Raw genomic sequence first — 3,913 nt, forward strand, 5'->3', positions numbered from 1 at the left:
TGTTGGTGACGAAGCTGACCGTGGTGTTGAACGCCAGCGCCGGGCTCACTCCGGGGAGATGGTCGGGGTTACCCGGCAGCAGGTGTTGTATGCGAAAGACAAGGTAGTTCAGCAGGGCGCCGACGATGGTCAGCGCCACCACCGAGCCGACGTAGGAGATCCAGCGCTGCTCACCTCGCGGGTCGATGCGCAGCAGCCGGTAGACCAGTCGCTCCACCGGCAGAAACACCCGATCCCCGGGCGCCTTCTCGTTGCGGTACACGTTGGCCAGGTAGGTGCCCAAAATAGGAGTGCTGATGACCAGCAGCGCGAACACCGCCGCGATCTGTGCCCAACTCGCCGCGACCATCTAGACGTCCCCGCGCCGGACCAGCCCGTAGATCAGGTAAGCACCCAGAAGGACCGCGACGACTATCCCGGTCACATCGTCGACAGTCATGCCTCGATCTCGGCCCGTGGTGAGCCGTCACCGCCGGCCTCAGCCAGCACAGGCTCGTCGGGACCCGCCAACCGATCACAAGCGGTGGCGAATCCGACCGCAAGCGCGGCCAGGCCGAGCAGGAACGCGACGAATGCCACGTCCAGCATTGCCAACCTCCGACGACTGCGAACCCCTGCTTTCCGATGACGCTACGGCTGCCTTTCGAGTTGTTCTAGGGCCCATGGACTCTCTGTTCTGCGACCAAGGTCGTGACAGCTCGTGCGCCACTGACGCCATAATTAGGACGTCACGGAATTGGGCAGTTGCCCTGCTAACCAATCCGCAGATAGGGAAATAGCGTGGCACCGACTTTCCAGGACGTCATCACGTCCAAGTACCTGCTGCTGACGACCTTCACCAAAGACGGCCGCCCCAAGCCGACACCGATCTGGGGCGTGCCTGACGGCGACAAGCTGCTGGTCATCACCGACGACGGGTCGTGGAAGGTCAGGCGGATCAACAACACTCCGCGGGTGACGATCGCCCGCAGCGCGGCGCTGGGCAAGCCCAGGAGCGAACCGGTCGAAGGGATCGCCCGGGTCCTGCCGAAGTCCGAGACACGGCGGGTCTACAACGCCGTGCTCAAGCGGTACTGGTACCACGCCTGGTGGTTCTATGCGCACTCGATCGTGCGCGGCGGCATCGACAAGGTGCACGTGGGACTGGAGATCAAACCGGCTGCTTAGCGTCGCTCTTGGGGTCGATGAGAATCTTGGCGTGCGCCTCGGGATCGCTGAGCGCGTCGAATGCGGCCTCGACGCCGGACAACCCGACCGTCCCGGTGATCAGCGGCGCGACGTTGACCTTGCCATCGGCGAGCATGTGCAGCGTGTCGCGGAACTCCAGCGGGGTGTAGCCGAGCACGAACCGAAGGTCGATCTCCTTGTTGATCGCCATCGCCGGCCGGATGTGGTCCGAGCCCATGCACACGCCGACCACGACGACGCGCGAGAACAGCGGCGCGCTTGCGATGATGCCGTCGATAATGCCTGGGACGCCGACACATTCGAACACGATGGGATGCTTGGGTGTTGCGGCGCCGGCCGCTTCGGCGGCGCGCCACACGTGCCACCAGGGCAGCCGCAGCCGCTGCAGCTTCTCGATCGTGCCGACCGCCAGATCGAACGCCTCGAGGATGCCGTGCAGGTGCTTGCGGCTCGCGTCCGTCGCGTACGGCGAGTCCTGAGCGGGGTCGACGACGATATCGGCCCCGCAGGCCTTCGCGAGCGCGCGCCGGCCCGCCGAGAAGTCGCTGGCGATCACGGTGCGCACCCCGTGCGCCTTGAGCATGCAGATCACCGCGAGCCCGATCGGCCCGCAGCCGACCACGATCGCGACGTCGCCCTTGCCCACCTCGCCGCGACGGACGGCGTGCCATCCGACGGCCATCGGCTCGGTGAGGGCGGCCACCTCGGGCGACAACCCGTTCGGGACGGCGAACGTCAGCGACTGCTCGACGAGGAGCTTCTCGGCATAGGCGCCCGGCGCCATCGTCGACAGCCCGATCCCGTGCACCTCCTTGCCGCGGCGCAGCAGCGGCAGCGCGACGACCCGGGTGCCTGGCCGCGGGGCCTTGCGCGTGCCGGGGCCGTAATCGAGCACCTCACCGCAGAATTCGTGTCCGAACACGACGTGCTGATCCGATCGCATGAAGGCGTCGTACCCGGATTCGGCCATCACGTCGGCGAGTTCGTCGCAGTGGTGGCGCGCATGCAGGTCGGATCCGCAGATGCCGCACCTGAGGACCTCGATCAGCAACTGGCCCTTCGCCGGGGTGGGGGTCGGGGTGTCGACCACTTCGAGCTTTGCGTTGGTGCAGGTGACGCTCTTCATCAGTCGATCTTCCTACACGGAGGAAACGCCGGCCGAACCCGCCGGTTGGAGTCCCGCCGCTTCTTTCAGTTCGTCGTAGGCCTCCCTCGTGCAGCGAGCGAGTTGCGGTAGGCGGTCGAGTGCGGCGCTGTTGCCGACGAACCCGAAGTCCATGCTGTCGTGGTAGGACGCCAACGTGGCGTTGAGCCCAATCGAGGCGGCGAGGGCCGACACCGGGTAGATGCCGAGCAGGCGTGCGCCGTTGAGGTACCGGGTCTCCTTAACGCCCACCACATTTGAGATGACGAGGTTACACGCCGGGTGCGTCAACCGGTCCAGGTGTGTGGACGCCCCGAAACCGGCGAGCGCGAGGAGCCCGACCGCGTAGTTCATCGCCGCCTCGCTGGACATGCGGCCGATTTCCTTCTTGCACGCGGCGACCGAGTCGGCGACTTGGTGGATTCGTTCGGACACGCCCGCGCCGGGCTCCCCGAGCCGGGGGAATATCGCCGACACGCGCGTACCGATCGCCGTGTCCCCTTCGGCCCGCATGGAGACCGGACACATCGCGATGAAGGGGTGGGCGACGTCCCGGCCCGTCTCCCGCAGATAGGCGTGCAGCCCCGCGTCGACGACGGTAACCGCCACGTCGTTCAGGGTCGCCCCGAAGCGCCGGCCAACCTCGTGCATCTCTTCGAGCGGCAGGGAAAGCGTCGCGAAGCTTCGGCCGATCTTGAGCGGCTCGTTGGTTGGGGCGTGGTGCGCCACGAACGGCAGGCTGCCCTCCAGATGCGTTCTGAAAACGCCCGTGAGCACCTTGCGCAGCGCGCCGACCGAAAGCTGGTTCAGCGCACCTACTTGCGTGACGGCCCCGCGGACCGAATCGGCGATGCGCCCGGTGAGCGGCGTCGCGCGATGCGGCGCGGGGTCCGGCATGCCCAGCGCGAAGGCGGGTGCCGGGACGGTGCGCCGGTCGGTCGTGGCCAGCCCCGCGTAGAGGAGCTTGAGGCCCGATTCTCCGTCGATGATCGAGTGATGGGTCTTGGTGTAGATCGCGAACATTCCGTCCGGCACGCCATCGATCACCCAGCAGCGAAAGAGCGGCCGGTCCCGGTCGAGTTGGGGCTCGTGCAGATCGGCGACGAGGCGCAGCAGGTCGTCGTACGAGGCTCGGGCGGGTAGCGCCAGGTGCCCGACGTGGTAGTACGGGTCCCACTCGGTGACCTCCCGGAAATGGGGGGCGCCGCGCCCGAGCACCTCCGGGACGTAGTTGAACGGCGGCGCCGGCGTGCACGCCCGATACGATTCCACGATCTCGCGTACGATGGGCGCGCGGCCGGCCGGCTTCTTGAACAACAGCATCGCGCCGACGTGCGTCGTGCCGGCCGGTGATTCGATTATCAGCCACGAAAGATCCAGGGGTGGAATGGTTTTGGTCATGGCGTATCTCCTAGCCGAAGTCCCCGGCAGCCCTGAGGATCCGAGCGTACGGCGATGTTCCCTCCTCGGACCGCAGCCGGCGAGAGGATTAGGCCCCCGCTATTACAGCCGAAAGTCCCTCTCGAAAGTTGGGGCTGGTAACACGTTTACCGAGAAGGGACGTCGGTAGTTGCACTTTCG

Annotated in this window: 5 protein-coding genes; 1 reads left to right on the plus strand and 4 read right to left on the minus strand. The window is 66.6% G+C overall.

Annotated features, from left to right (window positions below; genetic code table 11):
- On the minus strand, window positions 1-349 hold a 349-nt coding region (locus VMD50_RS16810), incomplete at its 3' end, for a potassium-transporting ATPase subunit KdpA (RefSeq protein WP_325428864.1).
- A gap of 86 nt (window positions 350-435) precedes the next feature.
- Complete coding sequence (locus tag VMD50_RS16815) at window positions 436-588, minus strand: hypothetical protein (RefSeq protein ID WP_325428865.1); 153 nt, start codon at window positions 586-588, stop codon at window positions 436-438.
- A 192-nt stretch (window positions 589-780) separates the two neighbouring features.
- On the opposite strand from VMD50_RS16815, the gene VMD50_RS16820 reads away from it, so the two are divergent.
- Entirely contained in the window at window positions 781-1,167 is a 387-nt protein-coding gene (locus tag VMD50_RS16820) for a PPOX class F420-dependent oxidoreductase (RefSeq protein WP_325428866.1), read from the plus strand.
- Here the strand turns inward: VMD50_RS16820 and VMD50_RS16825 are convergent.
- Both VMD50_RS16825 and VMD50_RS16830 read right to left on the minus strand, forming a co-directional pair.
- A complete protein-coding gene (locus VMD50_RS16825) occupies window positions 1,151-2,314 on the minus strand; it encodes a zinc-binding dehydrogenase (protein WP_325428867.1) in 1,164 nt (387 codons plus the stop codon). The two genes, VMD50_RS16820 and VMD50_RS16825, sit on opposite strands and share 17 nt — an antisense overlap.
- A gap of 12 nt (window positions 2,315-2,326) precedes the next feature.
- Window positions 2,327-3,733, minus strand: coding sequence for a wax ester/triacylglycerol synthase family O-acyltransferase (locus VMD50_RS16830; protein ID WP_325428868.1), 1,407 nt, complete (start codon window positions 3,731-3,733; stop codon window positions 2,327-2,329).
- Between the last annotated feature and the right edge of the window lie 180 nt (window positions 3,734-3,913).

It is taken from the genome of Mycobacterium sp., from assembly GCF_035506235.1.
Classification (GTDB): domain Bacteria; phylum Actinomycetota; class Actinomycetes; order Mycobacteriales; family Mycobacteriaceae; genus Mycobacterium.

Coding starts and splice junctions, on each gene's coding strand:
- VMD50_RS16815 (WP_325428865.1), bottom strand. CDS start 588: ATGCTGGACGTGGCATTCGTCGCGTTCCTGCTCGGCCTGGCCGCGCTT.
- VMD50_RS16830 (WP_325428868.1), bottom strand. CDS start 3,733: ATGACCAAAACCATTCCACCCCTGGATCTTTCGTGGCTGATAATCGAA.
- VMD50_RS16825 (WP_325428867.1), bottom strand. CDS start 2,314: ATGAAGAGCGTCACCTGCACCAACGCAAAGCTCGAAGTGGTCGACACC.